Origin of the sequence: Streptomyces sp. NPDC048185 (assembly GCF_043202495.1) — a bacterium.
Classification (GTDB): domain Bacteria; phylum Actinomycetota; class Actinomycetes; order Streptomycetales; family Streptomycetaceae; genus Streptomyces.
Genome location: NZ_JBIDAN010000010.1, coordinates 232,478 through 250,432 on the forward strand (window position 1 = coordinate 232,478; position 17,955 = coordinate 250,432).

A 17,955-nucleotide genomic window follows, 5' to 3' on the forward strand; every position below is an offset into this window, starting at 1 on the left:
TCGGGTTCGCGGGCCCCCCGTGCGCCCCCGCAGTCGTGGGCCCACACCTATGCAACTTACTCATCGTTTACTCGGTTCCCGATTCGGCCCAGGAACGAGGCAGGATTGTGACCATGTCCAACACCCCCATGGCAGCGAGCCCCCTCACCCGGGCCGTACTGGAGATCGACGAGTACGTCTCCGGTCTCGGCTGGGACCAGCCCGCACGCCTCTTCGCCCTTGTCGACACCGCACGGCTGCGGGCCGACCAGCCCACCCTCGCGGACCGGCTCGGTCTGCAGGAGGAGACGGAGAGCTCCGGCCTCACCCCGATCGAGCAGGACGAGATTCCGACGGACCAGCCGCTGGACGAGTTCCTGGGCACCATCGCCTGGCCCGACGCCGTGGTCGGCTGCGCGCTGGCCGTGGAACGCCTGATGCTGCCGCCGTCCGCCGAGGCCCAGGTGCCGGCGGACCTGGACGGGGCGAAGCTCACCCGGTGGGTGGCGGAGCACCCGGACCGTCAGGAGGTCCGCATGACGGTCGCGGTGCTGCGTGACGGCGCCCGCGAGTCCGCTCTGCGGCTGCGGGAGAAGGATGCGGCCACCGAGGTCCTCACGGGGTCCGATCTGGTGCCCGGTCTGGCCCAGGCGCTGACGGCGACCTTCGAGGAGTAGTCACGGGCGGTCTCGGGCGGCTCGTCGGGCCGCCCGGGGCGCCGTCTACCCGGCCGTGCACTTCGGCAGGTCGGCGGTCTTCCCGGCGCGGATGTCGTCGAGGGCGCCGATGGCGTCGTCGATCGTGTCCACCTTCACGAGGGTGAGCCCGTCCGGGGTGTCCTCGGCGGCGGACGCGCAGTTGTCCGCGGGCGTCAGGAAGTACCGGGCGCCCTTCTCCCGCGCACCGATGGTCTTCATCCCGATGCCGCCGATCGGACCGACCTCGCCGGCGTCGTCGATCGTCCCGGTGCCGGCGACGAACGTGCCGCCCGTGAGGCTGCCCGGCGTGAGCTTGTCGTAGATGCCGAGCGCGAACATCAGACCGGCGCTGGGTCCGCCGACGTCGGCGAGCTTGATGTCGATGGCGAACGGGAACGTGTGGTCCGTGCCGGCGCTGATGCCGACGACGGCACGCTTCTCGCCGGCGTCGTCGGAGGTCGCGGTGGTGATCGTGACCTTCTCGGTCTTCGTCGGCGTCCGCCCCTCCTTCTCCGCGGCGGCCTGCTCCTTGGCGGGCACGACGGTGAAGACCACGTCCTGGCCGGGCTCGTGCTTCGTCACCAGGTCGGCGACGTCGCCGGGCTCCTTGACCGTCTTGCCGTCCACGGCCCGGATCACGTCACCGGCGTGCAGTTCGCCCTGGGCCGGGGATCCCTTGACGACCGTGGAGACGATCACCCAGGACTTCACCGGGATGTCCAGTGCCTTCAGGGCGGCGACCTTCGCGCTCTCCTGGGACTGGCTGAACTCCTCGGCGTTCTCCTGGGTGGCCTCCTCCTCGGTCTTGCCGTCCGGGTACAGCGTGTCGTGCGGCACCACACGGTTGTCGTGCGAGAACCACCCGTAGACGGCTTCCACCAGGTTCATCCGGTAGTCGGCACTGGTGACCCGGACCGTGGTCATGTTCAGGTGACCGCTCGTCTCGTACGTCTTGTGCCCGGAGATCTGCAGCACCGGCTCGCCGTCGTGGTCCCCGAGTGTGTTCACCGTCGGCCCCGGTGACATCTCCGAGTAGGGCACGGGGATGAACACACCCGCGCACAGGAGCGCGATCAGCATCAGGGTGGAGGCGAGCATCGTCGCGGTGCGGCGTGGCATGGGACGACATTACGGGACGCGGCTGTCGGGGCACCGTCAGGGCGGTGTCCGTCAGGCTCCGGTGCGGGACTTCTCCATCGCCTCGCGGAACCGGGCGTACCCGTCGAGCTCGGGGCCGTCGCTGCGGACCTTGCGGGTGCGGTTGGCCCAGCTTCCCCACAGCCCCGCGGCCACCGCCGACACCAGCGGAATCAGCAACCAGGCGAGCGCCGCCATGCCGACCTCCCAACCCCATGAGCTCCGCTACTGACTGATCAGCAGATTAACCATCCGCAGTGACAACGCTCACGCCGGGGGGCCGGTTACGCAACCGGAGTCGGGAGGGGGCCGGCGGGGCCGCGGGCCTCAGCAGGCACCCACCCATTCCTCGGTGCCGTCGGAGAAGGTCTGGTGCTTCCAGATGGGCACCTCGTGCTTGAGGTCGTCGATGAGCTTCCGGCAGGCGTCGAAGGCCTCGCCCCGGTGCGGGCACGAGACGGCGACGACCACGGCGAGGTCCCCGACCTCCAGGTCCCCCACGCGGTGCAGGGCGGCGAGCGCCCGTACGGGGTGGTCGGCGGCGACCTTCTCGGCGATCCGCCGCATCTCGGCCTCGGCGCTGGGATGGCACGAGTAGCCGAGCCGGTCGACGTCGGTGCCCCCGTCGTGGTTGCGCACGGTCCCGACGAACAGCGCGGTCCCGCCGGCCGCGTCGTCCCCGACCGCCCGGAAGACCTCGTCCACGGAGAGGGGTGTCTCCCGGATGCCGATCAGCTTGACGGGGTCCGGGGCGGCCTGCTCACCGGGGTGGTCGTTCGTGGATGCCATACGCCCATCGTGCCCCAGGGTGCGCACGGCGCGGAATAGCGTCATCGCCCTGCACGCGCGCGTACCGCCTTGGAGCCTCCTACAGGACGGCCCGTCTCAGATCCGCCGCCGGGCCTTCCGCGCCCGCCGCACCACCGCCGCCGCGCCCAGCAGGGCGACCGTCGCGCCCGCGGCCCCGGCCGCCGTCGCGTCCTTGCGTCCGAGGCGCCGCCCGGCGACCGTGTGGCGCCCGGCGACCTCCTCCAGCAGCTCCGCGAGGACCTCCTCGTTGGTGTACTTCGGCCGCCACCCGGCGTCGTGCAGCCGGCTGCCGCTCACCACCCACGGGTACATCGTGTAGGCCAGGTCCCCGGCCGGGGAGGGCGTCAGTCCGATCCGGTGCAGGCGGGCCGCGGCGCCCAGGGCGACGGCCGACGGAAGTTCCATCCGCCGGATCCCGCTGAGCTCCTCGACCTCCTCCTGCTCCAGCCAGCCGTCGCACCCGACGGCCAGCTCCCCCTCGGCCTTCTCCAGGACGGCGTACTCGAGGGCGCTGCACAGGTCGTCGACGTGGCAGAACTGCCAGGCGGGCCGCGACCCGGCCACCACGAGCAGCCGGGGAGACTCGAAGTACCTGGTCAGCGCGGTGTCCATGCCTCCGACCAGCACCCCGGGACGGACGACGGTCACGTTCAGGCCGGGGTGGGCGCGCGGTGCGCGGCGCGCGAGGCGCTCGATCTCCAGCAGGTCCCCGACCCCGGTGGCCTCGGCCGTGGCCCGCAGCTCGGCGTCCTCGGACAGCGGCAGCTCGTTGTCCGGCAGCGCGCCGTAGACCATCGCGGAGGTGCACAGCACGACACGGTGCACTCCGGCCGCCGCGGCGGCGGTCAGGACGGTCTGCGTCCCCCGGACGTTGTAAGCCGTCCGGGCAGCCGCGTCGGTCTCCAGGTCGAGGTCCAGGGCCAGGTGCACGACGACGTCCGCGCCGCGCAGTTTCTCGGCGATGGCGGGGTCCCGCACGTCCAGGATCTGCCAGCGCGCGTCCGCGCAGTCGCCGCGCCGCTCGTCGATGGCCACGACCTGTCTGACCTCGTCGGACGCGGCCAGCCGTGCCGTGAGCAGGGCACCGATGCCGGAAGCGGCACCGGTGACCGCGACGACGGGTCCGCGCGCACCGGGGGCGGCGGAGCTGGTTGACTGGTTTCGCGCTGCGCGAACCTGCGGATCTGGGGAACTCACCGGGCGTCTCCAGTGGTTGTCTTCAGTACGGGCGCGAGTGACGCGTACGTACCAGGTGGCATCCATCCTGCCGCAGGCCGTCAGTCGGCGAAGCACCGAGGCCCGAACCGCCGCGGGTGTCTACGCTGGGTGGTGTTGTCGGGCAGCCGTGCCGCCGGAAAGAACCGGTGGCCCTACCAGCCGAGGAACCCCGTGAGTGACACCCCATTCGGATTCGGCCTTCCGCCGGAGGAGCCGGACGACGGCGACGAAGGCAAGAAGAAGGACCAGCAGAGCGGCGGTGGTCAGGGACCGGCCAACCCGTTCGGTTTCGGGCTGCCCGGGGCCGGTGGCCTCGGTGGCCCCGGTGCGGACAACCCGTTCGCCGCCATGTTCGGTTCCATGAACCCCACCGACCTGGGCGCCGCCTTCCAGCAGCTGGGCCAGATGCTCTCCTACGAGGGCGGCCCGGTGAACTGGGACATGGCCAAGCAGATCGCCCGCCAGACGGTCGCCCAGGGCACCCCGGACGGCACGAAGGACGCGAGCGTCGGCCCCACCGAGCGCAGCGCCGTCCAGGAGGCCGTCCGCCTGGCCGACCTGTGGCTGGACGACGCGACCGCGCTGCCCTCCGGCGCGGGCTCCGCGGTGGCCTGGAGCCGCGCGGAGTGGGTCGAGGCGACCCTCCCCGCCTGGCGTGAGCTCGTCGACCCGGTCGCCGAGCGGGTCGGCACCGCCATGGGCGACGTGCTGCCCGAGGAGATGCAGGCCATGGCCGGCCCGCTGATCGGCATGATGCGTTCCATGGGCGGTGCCATGTTCGGCACCCAGATCGGTCAGGCCGTCGGCGTGCTCGCCGGCGAGGTCGTGGGCTCGACCGACGTGGGTCTGCCGCTGGGCCCGGCCGGCAAGGCCGCGCTGCTGCCGGTGAACATCGAGGCGTTCGGCAAGGACCTGGGCGTCCCGCAGGAGGAGGTGCGGCTGTATCTCGCCCTGCGCGAGGCCGCCCACCAGCGCCTGTTCGCGCACGTGCCGTGGCTGCGCTCGCATCTGTTCGGCGCGGTCGACGGCTACGCCCGCGGGATCAAGGTCGACACGGCCAAGCTCGAGGACGTGGTCGGCCAGTTCGACCCGCAGAATCCCGAGCAGCTGCAGGAGGCACTCCAGCAGGGCATGTTCCAGCCGGAGGACACCCCGGAGCAGAAGGCCGCCCTGGCCCGTCTGGAGACGGCTCTGGCGCTGGTCGAGGGCTGGGTGGACGCGGTGGTGCACGCCGCCGCCAAGCCGCGCCTGTCCTCCGCGGACGCGCTGCGCGAGACGCTGCGCCGCCGGCGCGCCTCGGGCGGTCCGGCGGAGCAGACGTTCGCCACGCTGATCGGCCTGGAGCTGCGCCCGCGCCGCCTCCGTGACGCCTCGCGTCTGTGGGCGTCCGTGACGGACGCGCGCGGTGTCGACGGCCGGGACGCCCTGTGGGCCCACCCGGACATGCTGCCGACCGCCACCGACCTGGACGACCCGGACGGTTTCGTGCACCGCGAGCAGCTGGACTTCTCCGAGCTGGACAAGATGCTCGGCGAGGCCGCGGGCCGGACCGACCTGAAGAAGAAGGATGAGAAGGGTCAGGACGAGGCCGACGGCAAGGGCGACGGCGCCGAGTGAGCCTCCACGACGACGCGGTCCTGGTCCTCAAGGACCACGAGGGCCAGGACGAGCTGCGTCAGGTCTACCTGGACCACCTGGCGGCGCATCCGGACGGCATGTGGAAGGCGTGCGCGGACGGGCACGTCACGGCGAGCGCGCTGGTGATCGACCCCTCGCGCGAGCGGGTGCTGCTCACCCTGCACAAGAAGCTGCGGATGTGGCTCCAGATGGGCGGCCACTGCGAGCCGGTCGACGAGGCGCTGGCGCGCGCGGCGCTGCGCGAGGGCACGGAGGAGTCGGGCATCGCCGGGCTGACCCTGCTGCCCGGCGGTCCCGTGCGGCTGGACCGCCACCACACGCCGTGCGCCTGGCACCTGGACGTCCAGTACGCGGCGGTGGCGCCCGAGGGTGCCGTGGAGGCGATCAGCGACGAGTCCCTCGACCTGCGCTGGTTCCCGTACGGCGAGGTCGCGGCCGTGGCCGACGACTCGGTCGTACGGCTGGTGGAGGCGACCCGGGCCCGCCTGTGACCGGTGAGGGGTGACCGCGTCGGCGGTCACCCCTCGGCGGACCGCGCCCGCGGCCCGGCGTTCAGCTCCAGACGTTGCCCTGGTTCTGCCCGCGCGCTCCCTGCTGGCCCATGCCGTACTGGGCGGCGAGGCCGGAGCCGATCTGGGCGTTCTGCGGCGGCAGCAGCTCGCTGGGCTGCACGAGCGCGAAACCGCTGCCCATGAAGCTGAGCTCCCACCCCTCGCCGGTGTTCCCGCGGCGCCGCCACACCCCGGAGGAGTGCGTCTGGGCCTGCATCTGCACGCGCAGACCGGTGGACCAGGCGACGATCGCGTCGGCGTCGCAGTTGACGTACTTGTCGGGCGTCACCTGCATCAGCAGCGGGGCGCCGGAGGTCATCAGCGCGACCCTGCCCCGGCCGGTGATGTTGAGCTGGTACTTCCCCGAGCCGGAGATGCCGTACAGGCTGTCGACGGCGATGACCTCGTGGTGCAGCGACGAGTCCATGGCCAGGACGTAGCCGCTGTCCACGGTGAGACCGTCCTGCTCGACCTCCATCACGTGGATGTACTGGGCGAGGTTGGCGAAGTAGACCGTGCCCTGCCCGTGGCAGCGCATCAGGTCCAGGCCCTCGCCGGTGTGCGCACGCGCGCGCGACTGGTTGCCGCTCCGGTACTCGGCGTCGAACTCGACGAGGCCCTGGTAGGCGACCATCGTGCCCTTGCGGGCGAGCACGTCGTCGTGGCCCTCGAGGGCGACGCGGAGCATGTGCTTGTTCTGCAGGCTCCAGCGTTCCTGGGTCTGCTGGTCGTTGTAGGCGAAAAGCGGGCTCTGCATGTTCTGGTTCCCCCTCAGCCCCGGACCCGGAGGCGGTCGGTGCTGTCCTCGCTGGGCTGGACGACGACGATGCCCTGACCGGAGAAGGCCATCTGGTAGGCCTCGCCGCTGCCACGGCCGATCAGCGACTGCGCCTTGAAGCTGCGCTTGCCCTTCACCTTGAGGTTCGGGGACCAGGCGACGAGCGCGTCCGGGTCGACGTAGGTCTCGTCCTCGCCGCCGCCGCAGTCGACGACGATCGGCTTGCCCCGGGAGGTGAGCGCGACCCAGCCCTGTCCGGAGATCCTGGTGTTCCACAGGCCCTGGCCGGCGAACTTCGCCAGTCCCTTGACCCGCTCCACGCCCCAGCTGAGGTGGGCGTCGAAGGCGAGCAGGTTGGTGGCGTTGACGCTGATCCCGTCACCGTTGAGGTTGATCACGACGACGTTGGCGCCGTAGTCGGCGAGGTAGAGCAGTCCGTCGCCGGAGCACTTCATCAGGGGCGCGCCCTCGCCGGTCATCCAGTCCTTGGCGATCTGGCGCACGGCCGGCGGGTTGGGCTCGTACTGGACGAAGCCTTCGTAGGCGACCATCGAGCCCACGCGCGCGAAGAGGTCGTGCCCGGTCTGCATGGCGACCTTCAGCATGTGATTGCCGTGGTTCTCCATGCGGGCGGTGACCGGTGCGGGGGCGTAGCCCGCGAGCGGCTGGTTCATGTCGGGCTCTCCCTCAGATCTCGTACGGCTGGACGACGACGAAGCTGCCGGGCGCGGCCCGGAACTGCAGGTTGACGCTCTCGCCCGTGTCGCCGGCGTAGGAGTTGCGGCGCATCCGGACCTGGCTGGAGACGACGACCTGGGCGGCGGCGGACCAGGCGACGACGGCGTTGCAGTCGGCGAACGTCGTGGGCGTGACCGGCAGCACCACGGGCACGCCGTGGGTCTTGACGACGATCGTGCCGGTGCCCTGGAACTGCATCGTGAACAGCGCGCCGCCGGGGATGCCGTGCCCCTCGATGCGGCGGACCTCGTACTGGAGGCTCTCGTCGAAGGCGAGGACGTTCTCGGCGGAGACGCACAGGGCGTCGCCCTGGAGCTCGATGGGGTGCAGCATCGCGGAGTTGTCGGCGAGGAACACCTGTCCCTTGCCGGAGCAGCGCATCAGCTGCATCTCCTGGCCGGTCGCGTTGCCCACGACGCGGCCGGCGAATCCGGCGCCCTTGTAGCTGAAGTCGACCTTGCCCTGGTAGAGCACCATGCTGCCCTGCCGGGCGAGGACCGGCTGCCCTTCGGCGCCGAGGTCGACGCGGACCAGCTTCTTGTTCTGCTGGGTCCAGCGCTGCCCGGTCGCCGTCTCGCGGAACTGCTGGAGCGCGGCGGCCACACCCGGGCCCTGCGGGGCGCCCTGGGGCATGGCCTGGGGTGCACCGTAGGGCGCCTGCTGCCCGTAGCCGGGGGGCGGGGTCGGCTGACCGTAGCCGGGCGGCGGGGGCGGGGACTGGGGGGCCTGGGGGTAACCGGGCGGCGGCGGGGCGGTCTGGCCGGGGACCTGTCCGTAGGGCTGCTGCTGACCGGGCTGTCCGTAGGGCGCGGGTGCCGGAGCCGGGGGCGGCACCTGGGAGCCGCCGGGCGGGGTGTGCAGGGGCGCGACGATGGTCGGCGCCGCGTGCACGTTGGGGACGGGCGCCGGGGGCGGCGTGGCTCCGGGCGGCGGCGCGAAGCCCTGCGGGGCGGGGGCGGGAGCCGGGGCGGGCGCGGGGGCCGGGGCGGGCGCGGGGGCCGGGGCGGGTGCGGGGGCGGCGGGGGCGCCGAAGGCCGGGGGTGCCGATGCCTGGGCGGGCGGGGCGAAGCCCGGGGCGGCACCGGCCTGCGGCTGCTGCGCCTGCTGCGGCGCGGGCGCCTCGTCCTCGGCCACCTCGCCGCCGAAGTTCCTCAGCAGCGCCTCGAGCCCGCCGTCGAAGCCCTGCCCGACGGCGGCGAAGCGCCAGACGTCCTTCAGATAGAAGTCGCCCAGCATCACCGCGCGCTCGGTGGAGAACTCCGACCCGCTGAACGGATACCGGGCCACCTCCTCGCCGCCCGCGACGATCCGGATGTAACCGGGGCCGACCTGCGACATCTGCCCGGCGCCGTCGATCGTCGCCGTGAACGACAGCTTCTGGATCTGCGGCGGGATCCTGTCCAGGGTGACCCGGAAGGACTCCGTGTCACCCGCCTGCGCACCCAGGAGCTGGATGGACTCCTCGGGGGTCTTCGGCTGGTTGAAGAAGACGAAGTACCGGTCGTCGGAGAGCCGTTCGTCGGCGTCGAGCCCGAAGCAGCTGATGTCGAAGGTCAGACCGGGGGCGGAGATCTGCACGCCTACGTACAGATCCGTGCCCGCGGTGAGGTCACTGATCCTGGCCTTGTGGCCGCGTTGGAATTCCCTGGCCATGCGTTACGACCGTCCCCCATCCGAATGCGAGTGCGTCGCGTCAGGCTAACGGCAAACCCTGACACCGGACGATGTCGGTACAGAGCCGGTACAGAACCCCCGCGCGCCCGTGCCGGACGCCTTCCGCGGCCGGGTCACTCGCTCCTGGCGCCGGGCACGTGCGGCAGCCGGTCGGCGGCGACCACGCCTTCGAGGTACCCGCGGGCCCGCTCGGTCCGCGGGTACGCCTCCAGCAGCCGCCAGAAGCGGGGCCCGTGCCCGGGGACGAGCAGATGCGCCAGCTCGTGGAGGAGTACGTAGTCGACGACGTACTCCGGCATGCCCTGGAGGCGGTGCGACAGGCGGATGCTGCCCTCGGCGGGCGTGCACGAGCCCCACCGCGTGTTCTGGTTGGTGACCCAGCGCACCGAGGCGGGCCGGGCCCGGCCGTCGAAGTACTGGGCCGACAGCCGTCGGGCGCGCTCGGCCAGCTCGGTGTCGCCGAGGACGCGCTTGCTCTCCTGGGCGGCCAGCTTGTCCAGCATGACGCTCACCCAGCGTCGTTCCTCCGCCTCGGACATCCGGGCGGGAATGAGCACGACGGTGCGATCGCCCTCGCGGTAGGCGGAGACCGTCCGGCGTCGGCGGGTGCTCCGGCGAACCTCGATCGCGCTCGCCCCCGTGCCGCTCGGCGGCGGACTCGTCGGCGGGCGCTGGGGCGCTCCGGCGCGGTGCAGTGGGTCGGCGGACACGCCCCGACGTTACCCGCTGCACACGGGGAAGTCCCGGCTCCGGGACGGTTCCGCGCCGATCCGTACGACAGCTCGTACGACAATCATCCACCGCCTGTGGACAACTTTCGGCGCCCCGCGGCGAGTCCGGGCATGCTGGCAGTCGCCGGCGGACGTGTGACCGACCGCACAGCCGCTTCACGTCCGGTCACCGCCGGCGCACGGGGACGTTCGAGGACTCACGGGGGTTCTGTCATGCATCCGATGGTGAAGCCCGCGCTCAGGCGCGGCTGGCGCGATCTCGACACCGTCCAGTTCGGGATGACGCCGGCGCACGCGCTCACGCTCCGCCCGGTGGACACGGCGACGGGCAGCTTCCTCGACCTGCTCAACGGCACCCGCGGGCCGGCGCTGCTGCGCGAGGAAGGGCACCGCATGGACCTGCCAGACGGCCATGTCGACCGGCTGGTGGAACGACTGGCGGGGGCCGGGCTGCTCGACGACTCCCGGGGCGGCGGGCCCGCCGCCGACGCGCTGCGGGAGAAGAAGGAGGTCCTCGACCGGCTCCGTCCCGACCTCGCGTCCCTGTCCCTGACGACCTCCCGGCCGGGGGACGCGATGCGGCACCTGGCCGCCCGCCGCGCGATGCGGGTGCGGGTGCGGGGCGCGGGCCGGGTGGGCGCGGTGCTGGCCTGCCTGCTGTCGGGAGCCGGCGCCGGCGAGGTCGACGTGCGGGACATCGGACGCGTCGAGCCGTGGGACGTCGCGCCGGGCGGGCTGCCCGCCGAGGCCGTCGGCGACCGCCGGGACGAGGCGTCCCGGCGGGCCGTGCGACGGTCCGCCCCGGACCGGCCGCCGCGCCGGGTCCCCACGTCCCCGCCCGAGGACGGCGGTCCGGGCTTCTCCCTGGTGGTCCTCGCCCCGCGCGACGACGTCGCGACGCACGCACCTGATCCGGCGCACGCCGACTCCCTCATGGCCTCGGGCACACCCCACCTGTACGCGGGAGTCGTGGAGGGAACGGGCGTCGTCGGCCCCCTCGTCCTGCCCGGCGAGACGGGCTGCGCCGGCTGCCTGCACGCGCACCGCACCGACCGCGACCCCACCTGGCCACGACTGGTCGCCCAGTGGCGCTCCGGCCGGCAGCGTCAGGTGCCCGCCTGCGATGTGACACTGGCCACGACCGTGGCCGGGCTGGCGGCGGCCCACGCCCTCGCCTTCCTCGACGGCCGGACCCCCTCCAGCGCCGACGCGCGCTGGGAAGTCTCGCTGCCCGCTCTGCGGTGGCGTGCGCGACCGGTCCGGCCGCACCCGGCGTGCCCCTGCGGAGCCGCCCGGAAAGGTAAGCGAGAACACACCTCCGGGAACGGGGGCGGGCGCGCGACAATGGCTGGGCAATGGCCGTCAGCCGAAGCCCGCCGTGAGGCAGCCGCGGCGCGGCCGGCTGGGACTTGGAGGGCGCATGTCTGATCTTCCCCGGAAGGCGGTCACCCGGACCGCCAAGCTCGCCGCGCTCCCGCTCGGCTTCGCCGGGCGGGCGACCTGGGGACTCGGCAAGCGGATCGTGGGCGAGTCCGCGGAGATCGTCGGCCAGCAGCTCCAGCAGCGCACGGCGGAACAGCTGTTCAAGGTGCTCGGCGAGCTCAAGGGCGGCGCGATGAAGTTCGGGCAGGCCCTGTCCGTGTTCGAGTCGGCGCTGCCGGAGGAGGTCGCCGGTCCCTATCGGGCCGCGCTGACCAAGCTGCAGGAGGCCGCTCCCCCGATGCCGACGCGCACGGTGCACTCCGTGCTCGCGCAGCGGCTCGGCGAGGACTGGTCCGACCTGTTCCTGGAGTTCGAGGACAAGCCCGCCGCGGCGGCCTCGATCGGGCAGGTGCACCGGGCGGTGTGGCACGACGGCCGCGAGGTGGCGGTCAAGGTGCAGTACCCGGGCGCCGGCGAGGCCCTGCTGTCCGACCTGAACCAGCTCAGCCGCTTCGCCCGTCTTCTCGGCCCGCTCGTGCCCGGCATGGACATCAAGCCGCTGATCACGGAGTTGAAGGACCGGGTCTCCGAGGAGCTGGACTACGACCTGGAGGCCCAGGCCCAGCGGGCCCACGCCGAGGAGTTCGCGGGCGACCCGGACATCGTGGTGCCGGACGTGGTCCACGAGTGCGAGCAGGTCCTGATCACCGAGTGGATCGACGGCATCCCGATGTCGGAGATCATCGCGGACGGCACGCCGGAGCAGCGGGACCGGGCCGGCCAGCTCCTGGCCCACTTCCTGTTCTCCGGTCCGGCCCGCACCGGCCTCCTGCACGCCGACCCGCACCCGGGCAACTTCCGGCTGCTGCCCGGCGGGCCGGAGGGCGACGACGACTGGCGGCTGGGCGTTCTGGACTTCGGCACGGTCGACCGCCTCCCGGGCGGGCTGCCGGAACCGATCGGCGCGGCGCTGCGCATGACGCTGGACGGCGAGGCCGAGGCCGTCTACGAGATGCTCTGCGCGGAGGGCTTCGTCAAGGAGTCGATAGAGCTCGACCCCGACGCCGTCCTCGACTACCTCCTGCCGATCATCGAGCCGGCCCGGGTCGACGAGTTCACCTTCACCCGCGGCTGGATGCGCAGCCAGGCGGCCAGGATCGCCGATCCCCGCTCCCCCGCCTACCAGCTGGCCAAGCAGCTCAACCTGCCCCCGGCCTACCTGCTGATCCACCGGGTGACCCTCAGCACCATCGGGGTGCTGTGCCAGCTGGGCGCGACGGTGCGCCTGCGTGAGGAGCTGGAGGACTGGCTCGTGGGTTTCGTCCCCGAGGACGACGGCGAGAGCGGAGCCGACGCCGAGTACGAGGAGCAGACGGACGAGGTGGAGGAGGCGGCGGAGGCGTGAGCCGCCGGGGCTGAACACGCCGTGGGGGCCGGTCCGTTCGGACGGACCGGCCCCCACGGGGAAGGCTTCGCCTCCTGGACGGAGGCCACCGCTTCGGGTGTGGTCGGTTACTGCATGACCGCCATGGCGAGCGCGCGCCGGGCGCGCAGCGAGGCGCGCTCGGCCCGCCGCTGCATCCGGCGAGCGGTCACCAGGCGCATGGCCCGGCGTTCCTGCTCGGCGCCGTGCAGGCGGTCGTGCATATGCGCACGTGCCAGGGCTTCTGGGATGAGTTGCATCTCGCGGGTCCTGTTCTGACGCGAGTCCTTCGCGCCGCTGGTGGTGAAGTCTTCAGGCGTGGTGCCTGCGATCTCGTCGGTGGACGGCTTCATCGGGGCCTGCTTCTTGGGGTCGTGCGTGAGGGGGCGGTCGATCGTTCCGGTGATGTTCATGCTGTGACCGGGTTCTTGCGCGGGCGACCACGGGGCCGCTTCCGGGCGACGACGACACCCTGGACGAACAGCTCGCCACCCCAGACGCCCCAGGGCTCACGCCGCTCCTTGGCGCCGGCGAGGCAGGCCTCGATCAGCGGGCAGGTGCGGCAGAGGGACTTGGCGTACTCGACGTCCGCCGGGGACTCCGCGAAGAAGACCTCCGGGTCGTAGGAACGGCAGGGGACGGGCACGCCGAGGTTCTCGATGGCGTCGTCGAGCGCGGTGAGCGCGGTGAGCGGGGTCAAGGTGGGGTCCTCCGTGAGGCCGGGCTTGGGGATCGTGTCGGAAGGCGGTACGGACGGGGCGTGCGCTTCGAGTTGCACGGTTGGTCTTCCTCGTCTGGTCGTTCCGGCCGGTCGGCCGGGTGCGGCTGGGTACCGGGTTCTTTTCTTGTCCCGAGGCTCCTTCGTGCTGTCGTCCCCGTTCGGGGAAAACAGAAGGGCCGCGGATCCCGGGTGGGGTTCCGCGGCCCTGAAGGCGCCGGCCTGATCGAGATCAGGCTGGATCACTCCAGGGTTCTGGCCCACGGAAGGCCCACATCAGGTGGTGCTGCGTCGTCTGCTTCCGGAATCCGGCACCGGTCGCCGTAAAGGCATAGGCATGGGCCTGCGCCTCTACTGCTGCTTCCAGTGCCTTGGTCGGTCGCTCATTGCGCTCACGGACGGGAAGGCCCGCGGGAGCAAGGGAGGCAGCCGGACGCGCGGCACGAATGCCGGACAGACCGGTGCCCGGGTTGGAGACGCCGAGCGTGCGCAGGGAGACGGCCGAGCGATCGGTCAGTTTGGCGGTGGAACCGGCGGTGGTGCTGACGTTGATGCTGATCACTGGACTCGCCTCCTCTCGGCGTCTCGGGAGACCGGTGCGAACCGGTCCACGGATATGCAAGTACAACACGGATCCAGGGCCTCCGGGAAGGCCGCTGTTCCCCGTGACCAAGAACCTATGGGGATTCCCGGGGCATGCGCAAACTATTTTTTCGACGAGTTGGGATCAGTCGCCGTCGTCAAGCCCGGCAACGTCTTGGCCTGCGCAGATGGCCAGAACATCGGCCCCGTACCGGCGGAACTTGCGTGCGCCGACCCCCGGGATCCTCGCCAGCTCGTGCTCGTCCTCCGGCACGGACTCGGCGATCGCCATCAGGGTCTTGTCGGTGAACACGCAGAACGCGGGCTGCCCGCTGCGCCCCGCCTGGACCGCCCGCCACTCGCGCAACCGCTCGTAGAGGCCCTCGTCCATGTCGGACGGGCAGTCCTCGCAGCGCATCAGCTTCATCTCACCGGCCTCGGTGAGGGTCCGGCCGCAGACGCGGCAGCGGGCCGGGGTCCGCTGCGTCCGCCGCGGCGGGGCGGCCGTGGGGCCGCGTCCGAAGCCGCGCTCCACACCGCCGGGACCACCGGCCGACGTGCGGGCGCCTGTCGGGGCCGAACCCGGCCGCAGACCCTTGAGGAAGCGGCTGGCGCGGCGGTTCGGGCGGCCGCCGGGCGAGCGGGCGAGCGCCCAGGAGACGTGCAGGCGCTCGCGGGCGCGGGTGACGCCGACGTAGAGGAGGCGGCGTTCCTCCTCGATCTGCTCGTCGGTCTTTGCGTAGGTGATCGGCATCATGCCCTCGGCGACGCCCACCAGGAAGACGACGTCCCACTCCAGGCCCTTGGCGGAGTGCAGCGAGGCGAGGGTGACGCCCTGGACGGTCGGCGGGTGCTGTGCGCCGGCCCGCTCGTCCAGTTCCGCGACGAGGTCGCCCAGGGTGGCGCCCGGCCGGGCGGCGGCGAAGTCCTGGGCGAGGGAGACCAGGGCGGCCAGCGACTCCCAGCGCTCCCGGACGGCCCCGGACCCCGCCGGGGGCTGGGGCGTCCAGCCCTCCCCCGACAGCACGGCGCGCACCTGCGAGGGCAGGTCGACGGCGTCGTCGAGGAGGCGGTCGTTGCCGCCGAAGCGCGCGGCGGCCCGCAGGGCGCTGCCGGCCTTGCGCACCTCGGGGCGGTCGAAGAAGCGTTCCGCGCCGCGCAGCTGGTAGGGGACGCCGGCGTCGGCGAGCGCCTGTTCGTAGGTCTCGGACTGGGAGTTCGTGCGGAACAGGACCGCGATCTCGGCGGCGGGGACCCCCGAGTCGACGAGCTCGCGGATGCGGCGGGCCGCTCCCTCGGCCTCGGCCGGCTCGTCGGTGTACTCGGTGTAGACGGGCTCGGGGCCCGCGGGGCGCTGGGAGACCAGCTCCAGACGGTGGTCGGCGGCCCGGCCGCGGGCCTGGGCGAGCAGACCGTTGGCGAGGTGGACGACCTGGGGGGTGGAGCGGTAGTCGCGGACCAGCTTGACGACGGTGGCGCCGGGGTGGCGGCTGCGGAAGTCGAGCAGGTGGTCGGGCGTTGCTCCCGTGAACGAGTAGATCGTCTGGCTGGCGTCCCCGACCACGCACACGTCGTCGCGGTCGCCGAGCCACAGCTCCAGCAGACGCTGCTGGAGGGGGCTGACGTCCTGGTACTCGTCGACCACGAAGTGCTGGTACTGGGCGCGGACCTGCTCGGCGACGTCGTGCCGGTCCTGTAGAACGGCCACCGTGAGCAGCAGCACGTCCTCGAAGTCGATGACGCCGCGCCCTCGCTTGAGGTCCTCGTACGCGGAGTACAGCTGGGCGATCTCCGCGGCGTCGCGGGGCGTCTCGCGGCCGGCCTTGGCCGCGGCGGGGGCGTAGTCGGCGGGAACGGTCTGGGTGACCTTCGCCCACTCGATCTCGGCGGTGACGTCGCGCAGCTCGCCCCGGTCGAGTCGCAGCCGGCAGGCGGCGGCCGCGTCGGCGACGAGCTGGATCTTGCGGTCGACGAGCCGGGGCAGGGAGCCACCGATCGCTTTCGGCCAGAAGTACTGGAGCTGGCGCAGCGCCGCCGAGTGGAAGGTGCGGGCCTGGACACCGGCCGCGCCGAGCTGGCGCAGCCGGCCGCGCATCTCTCCGGCGGCGCGGTTGGTGAAGGTGACGGCGAGCACGCTGGACGGCTGGAGGATCCCGGCACGCACCCCGTAGGCGATGCGGTGGGTGATCGCCCGGGTCTTGCCGGTACCGGCGCCGGCCAGCACGCACACCGGACCGCGCAGGGCGGTGGCCACCTCGCGCTGCTCGGGGTCGAGCCCTTCGAGCACCGCGTCGGCCGAGTCCGGTACCTGCGGGAAAAGGGTGGAGTGCGTTGCTGCTGTCACACCGCCATGCTGCCAGGTCGGGGGAGACGGGTGCGTCGGTTGTCCACAGGCACGGGCTGATGGTCGTACTGGTGCGACCGGCGTCACGTGCCGGGAATGGTGGCGCCGCCACGGACGTTCCCCTCCTGCGACCTCATCCCCGAGCCGCCGAAGGAGCGCGAGAGACATGCCGGGCACTGTGACGATGTACAGCACCACGTGGTGCGGCTACTGCCGTCGGCTGAAGAGCCAGATGGACCGCGAGGGCATCGCGTACACCGAGATCAACATCGAGCAGGACCCGGATTCCGCCGCGTTCGTGGAGAAGGCGAATGGCGGAAACCAGACGGTTCCCACCGTGCTCTTCGCCGACGGCTCGACGCTGACGAACCCGTCGCTGGCGCAGGTGAAGCAGAAGATCGGCGCCTGAGCGGCTCGGTGTGTGACGGAAGGGGCGGCTCCCCCGCGGGGGAGCCGCCCCTTCCGTCGTGTTCCGTGGCGTCAGACGAAGCTGCGGGTCGGCAGCGGCTTGCCGTACCAGAGTTCGATCAGGCGGGCCGCGATCGAGATGCCGTAGGGCGGGAGCACCTCGCCGGACTCGAAGGCGGCGCCCAGCTCGTCGCGGGAGAACCAGCGGGCCTCGTGGATCTCGTCGCCGTCGACGTCGATCTCCGTCGAGGTGGCGCGGGCCATGAAGCCCAGCATGAGGCTGGACGGGAAGGGCCAGGGCTGGCTGGCGACGTACTCGACGGGGCCGACGGCGATGCCGACCTCCTCGTGGACCTCGCGGCGCACCGACTGCTCGATGGACTCCCCGGGCTCCACGAAACCGGCGAGCGTCGAGAAGCGGCCCTCGGGCCAGTGGACCTGGCGGCCGAGCAGGATGCGGTCGTCCGCGTCGATGACGGCCATGATCACGGCGGGGTCGGTACGCGGATAGTGCTCGGCGCCGCAGGCGGGGCAGCGGCGGATGTGGCCGGCCGCCGCGATGACGGTGCGCTCGCCGCAGCGGGAGCAGAACCGGTGCAGGCGCTGCCAGTTCTCCAGGGCGACCGCGTGGACCATCAGGCCCGAGTCGCGGGGCGACAGGAGCAGGCCGGCCTCGCGCAGCCCCGCGGGGCGCGCGGACTGGTCCATGCGGCCGGGCAGGGAGTCCTTCTGGAGGGCGAAGTAGCTGACGCCGTCCTCGTCGGTGCCCAGGAAGTACCGGTGCGCCTCGGTGAGCGGGGCCTCGAAGGACGGGGTCATGACCAGTTCGGTGTGTCCGTCGGGTGCCTCGTCGATGAGGACCTGACCGCCGGAGACCACGAAGCAGCGCGTCGAGGGGTGGCTCCACGCCGCCGCGAGCCAGGCCTCGTCGAGCCGGTGGTGGGCGGCTCGGTCGACGCCGTTCGGGGCGGTGAGCGAGATGGGACGGTCGGCGGTGTGGTCGGTCCAGGTGGTCACGGGTGCTTCCAACTCCCCCGGTGAGCGGTTGTGGTTCGGCAGGCGGTTCAGCGGGTCGTACGGCGGGTGGCGACCGGGCCCGGGAGGGA

The 17,955-nt window shown here is 72.3% G+C and carries 19 protein-coding genes; 6 read left to right on the forward strand and 13 right to left on the reverse strand.

The features are described 5' to 3' along the window. Positions 1-113 precede the first annotated feature (113 nt). On the forward strand, positions 114-656 hold the full coding sequence (locus ACGF3H_RS27375; RefSeq protein WP_362486842.1) for a PPA1309 family protein: 543 nt from the start codon (positions 114-116) through the stop codon (positions 654-656). Between the two features lie 45 nt (positions 657-701). Here the strand turns inward: ACGF3H_RS27375 and ACGF3H_RS27380 are convergent, their stop codons facing one another. The 4 genes from ACGF3H_RS27380 to ACGF3H_RS27395 form a co-directional block, all read right to left on the reverse strand. Beyond that, positions 702-1,796 carry a PDZ domain-containing protein gene (locus tag ACGF3H_RS27380; protein WP_362486844.1) on the reverse strand — a complete coding sequence of 365 codons (1,095 nt, stop codon included), beginning with the start codon at positions 1,794-1,796 and terminating at the stop codon, positions 702-704. 51 nt (positions 1,797-1,847) lie between these two features. Then, positions 1,848-2,012, reverse strand: coding sequence for a hypothetical protein (locus tag ACGF3H_RS27385; RefSeq protein WP_362486846.1), 165 nt, complete (start codon positions 2,010-2,012; stop codon positions 1,848-1,850). A gap of 129 nt (positions 2,013-2,141) precedes the next feature. After that, positions 2,142-2,603, reverse strand: a complete 462-nt coding sequence (locus tag ACGF3H_RS27390; protein ID WP_362486847.1) for a molybdenum cofactor biosynthesis protein MoaE — start codon at positions 2,601-2,603, stop codon at positions 2,142-2,144. Positions 2,604-2,699: 96 nt separating this feature from the next. After that, positions 2,700-3,821, reverse strand: coding sequence for an SDR family oxidoreductase (locus ACGF3H_RS27395; protein WP_362486849.1), 1,122 nt, complete (start codon positions 3,819-3,821; stop codon positions 2,700-2,702). A gap of 192 nt (positions 3,822-4,013) precedes the next feature. Between ACGF3H_RS27395 and ACGF3H_RS27400 the strand changes: the two genes are divergently transcribed. Next, positions 4,014-5,459, forward strand: a complete 1,446-nt coding sequence (locus ACGF3H_RS27400; RefSeq protein WP_362486851.1) for a zinc-dependent metalloprotease — start codon at positions 4,014-4,016, stop codon at positions 5,457-5,459. Then, positions 5,456-5,971: an NUDIX hydrolase gene (locus ACGF3H_RS27405; RefSeq protein WP_362486853.1), complete on the forward strand. Its 516-nt coding sequence runs from the start codon at positions 5,456-5,458 to the stop codon at positions 5,969-5,971. Before ACGF3H_RS27400 ends, ACGF3H_RS27405 begins: the two co-directional genes overlap by 4 nt. Positions 5,972-6,032: 61 nt before the next feature. On the opposite strand, the gene ACGF3H_RS27410 is transcribed toward ACGF3H_RS27405, so the two are convergent. The 4 genes from ACGF3H_RS27410 to ACGF3H_RS27425 all read right to left on the reverse strand — a co-directional run bounded on the left by ACGF3H_RS27410 (position 6,033) and on the right by ACGF3H_RS27425 (position 9,931). Beyond that, positions 6,033-6,788, reverse strand: a complete 756-nt coding sequence (locus tag ACGF3H_RS27410) for an AIM24 family protein (RefSeq protein ID WP_362486855.1) — start codon at positions 6,786-6,788, stop codon at positions 6,033-6,035. A 14-nt stretch (positions 6,789-6,802) separates the two neighbouring features. Further along, positions 6,803-7,483 carry an AIM24 family protein gene (locus ACGF3H_RS27415; RefSeq protein ID WP_362486857.1) on the reverse strand — a complete coding sequence of 227 codons (681 nt, stop codon included), beginning with the start codon at positions 7,481-7,483 and terminating at the stop codon, positions 6,803-6,805. Between the two features lie 13 nt (positions 7,484-7,496). Continuing rightward, positions 7,497-9,200 carry a TerD family protein gene (locus ACGF3H_RS27420; RefSeq protein ID WP_362486859.1) on the reverse strand — a complete coding sequence of 568 codons (1,704 nt, stop codon included), beginning with the start codon at positions 9,198-9,200 and terminating at the stop codon, positions 7,497-7,499. A gap of 134 nt (positions 9,201-9,334) precedes the next feature. Further along, positions 9,335-9,931, reverse strand: a complete 597-nt coding sequence (locus ACGF3H_RS27425) for a M48 family metallopeptidase (protein ID WP_362486861.1) — start codon at positions 9,929-9,931, stop codon at positions 9,335-9,337. Positions 9,932-10,165: 234 nt separating this feature from the next. Here ACGF3H_RS27425 and ACGF3H_RS27430 point away from each other — a divergent pair, with 234 nt between their 5' ends. Both ACGF3H_RS27430 and ACGF3H_RS27435 read left to right on the forward strand, forming a co-directional pair. Further along, a complete protein-coding gene (locus ACGF3H_RS27430; protein ID WP_362486863.1) occupies positions 10,166-11,380 on the forward strand; it encodes a TOMM precursor leader peptide-binding protein in 1,215 nt (404 codons plus the stop codon). Next, positions 11,373-12,779 (forward strand): AarF/ABC1/UbiB kinase family protein, encoded by a 1,407-nt coding sequence (locus ACGF3H_RS27435; RefSeq protein ID WP_362486865.1) that lies wholly within the window; start codon positions 11,373-11,375, stop codon positions 12,777-12,779. The genes ACGF3H_RS27430 and ACGF3H_RS27435 overlap by 8 nt, the downstream gene beginning before the upstream one ends. A 107-nt stretch (positions 12,780-12,886) precedes the next feature. On the opposite strand, the gene ACGF3H_RS27440 is transcribed toward ACGF3H_RS27435, so the two are convergent. The 4 genes from ACGF3H_RS27440 to ACGF3H_RS27455 all read right to left on the reverse strand — a co-directional run bounded on the left by ACGF3H_RS27440 (position 12,887) and on the right by ACGF3H_RS27455 (position 16,441). Then, complete coding sequence (locus ACGF3H_RS27440) at positions 12,887-13,210, reverse strand: hypothetical protein (RefSeq protein ID WP_362486867.1); 324 nt, start codon at positions 13,208-13,210, stop codon at positions 12,887-12,889. Next, complete coding sequence (locus ACGF3H_RS27445; protein ID WP_161166992.1) at positions 13,207-13,575, reverse strand: WhiB family transcriptional regulator; 369 nt, start codon at positions 13,573-13,575, stop codon at positions 13,207-13,209. The genes ACGF3H_RS27440 and ACGF3H_RS27445 overlap by 4 nt, the downstream gene beginning before the upstream one ends. Before the next feature lie 172 nt (positions 13,576-13,747). Then, entirely contained in the window at positions 13,748-14,077 is a 330-nt protein-coding gene (locus ACGF3H_RS27450; RefSeq protein ID WP_362486869.1) for a hypothetical protein, read from the reverse strand. 165 nt (positions 14,078-14,242) lie between these two features. Next, entirely contained in the window at positions 14,243-16,441 is a 2,199-nt protein-coding gene (locus ACGF3H_RS27455; RefSeq protein ID WP_362486872.1) for an ATP-dependent DNA helicase UvrD2, read from the reverse strand. A gap of 166 nt (positions 16,442-16,607) precedes the next feature. Here ACGF3H_RS27455 and ACGF3H_RS27460 point away from each other — a divergent pair, with 166 nt between their 5' ends. Further along, positions 16,608-16,850 carry a mycoredoxin gene (locus tag ACGF3H_RS27460; protein ID WP_362486873.1) on the forward strand — a complete coding sequence of 81 codons (243 nt, stop codon included), beginning with the start codon at positions 16,608-16,610 and terminating at the stop codon, positions 16,848-16,850. A gap of 71 nt (positions 16,851-16,921) precedes the next feature. Here the strand turns inward: ACGF3H_RS27460 and nudC are convergent, their stop codons facing one another. Next, positions 16,922-17,866, reverse strand: a complete 945-nt coding sequence (gene nudC / locus ACGF3H_RS27465) for an NAD(+) diphosphatase (RefSeq protein ID WP_362486875.1) — start codon at positions 17,864-17,866, stop codon at positions 16,922-16,924. Between the last annotated feature and the right edge of the window lie 89 nt (positions 17,867-17,955).